Here is a 1,483-nt window from a genome sequence, read left to right as displayed (position 1 = left end):
GATCGTATCCGCTGTAAATAAAGGCGTGTCACCACAAATAACTAAAGTAGTACCTTCTTTATCAGCCAATTCACTCGCCGCTTGTTGCACCGCATGACCAGTGCCTAATTGCTCCGTTTGCGTTGTATAAGCCGTACGGTCGCCCAATAACTCTTGGACCGCTTCCGCACCATGCCCGACAATTGTCACCACTTCATCAATCCCAGCGTCATTCACACTAGTCAATACGTGGTCTACCATAGGTTTACCCGCAACTGGGTGTAACACCTTATACAACTTAGACTTCATACGAGTCCCTTTACCTGCCGCTAGAATTACTGCATAACGGTTGCTCATTATGTACATTCACTCCTCTAAAATCATTTATCCACTATTCAATATTTATCTCAAAATTACTACTTCATTGTATCGAATTCCAAGTTGCTCGACCAGTCCAGATTAATCCTTGTGCCGTCTAGCCCCTTTATTCTTATTATCTCGCTTTCGGTTCTTCTTGCGCGCCTTCGCCGGTGCCGCCGCTTTGTTCGCTTGTTTCGGTTTTTTCACCCGCGCTTTTGCTTTGACAGCCGTCCCCTCTTTTTCTTCCTGTAAAAGGGGTTGGTCTTCGTCGTTCTGGCTCGCACTCGGTACCTGGTCCGTCAGTTGCCCCCCATAAGTATAGAATGCTGTCAGCTGAATATCATCACCAACCTGCTTCTTCAAATCTCTAAGCGAACGGTCGTTAACGAAAGTCAGGACAATCCCCTCTTTCCCCATACGGCCAGTTCGCCCAGCCCGATGAGTATATTGTTCAGGGGTCGCTGGTAAATCATACTGAATAACCAAAGGTAGGTCTTCAATATCCAAACCACGTGCCGCCACATCCGTTGTAAATAGGTAAGTATATTCACCCTTCGTGAACTTGGCAATGGCTTGCTGGCGGTTTTGCGCCGCCATCTTCGAATGCAAGTAAGCCGTTTGAATATGGTTGAACTGCAATTTTTGTTGCAACTGTTCAATTTCAGCTACCGTACGGACAAAGACTAAGGCCTGCATTCCCTCAACTTGAGCAAGTCGACGCAACATATCGTCACGCTTACGAACAGGAACGTTAATATAGCCATCTTGCCGTTGTTTTTCAAAGGCCGTTCCTATTTTTTCAGCTGCCAATTCAATCACAGGTTCAGCCAATAAATCACTAGCTAAACCAGCCAAAGTATCTGGTACTGTTGCTGAGAATAAAGCCACTTGCGCTCTACCCGGTAATTTTTTAACCAATTGCTTGGTTTGGCCAATATGTTCCTCGTCTAACAAGGCATCCGCCTCATCAATAATGATGGTATCCACTTCATGAACCTTCAACTTACGTTGGTCAATCAGTTCAATCATCCGGCCCGAAGTCCCGACAATAATATCCGGTCTTTCTCTAATTTTCTCAATTTGCCGCTTCACATTCGCGCCACCAATAATTTTCATGGCTTTGAAGTCAACAGCTCGTGCCCAT

General features: G+C 45.7%; 2 protein-coding genes. Both read right to left on the bottom strand.

Translation table 11 applies throughout. From position 1 onward, the window contains the following. Positions 1–336 (bottom strand): NTP transferase domain-containing protein (locus ACRCJ0_RS13885; protein ID WP_431390818.1); only part of this gene is annotated, 336 nt, incomplete at its 3' end. A gap of 102 nt (positions 337–438) precedes the next feature. Continuing rightward, positions 439–1,483, bottom strand: a 1,045-nt coding sequence (locus tag ACRCJ0_RS13880) for a helicase-related protein (RefSeq protein ID WP_431390817.1), incomplete at its 5' end; no start/stop codon positions are given.

It is taken from the genome of Aerococcus sp. L_32 (assembly GCF_050689315.1).
This window is presented reverse-complemented; position numbering and strand designations above follow the sequence as displayed.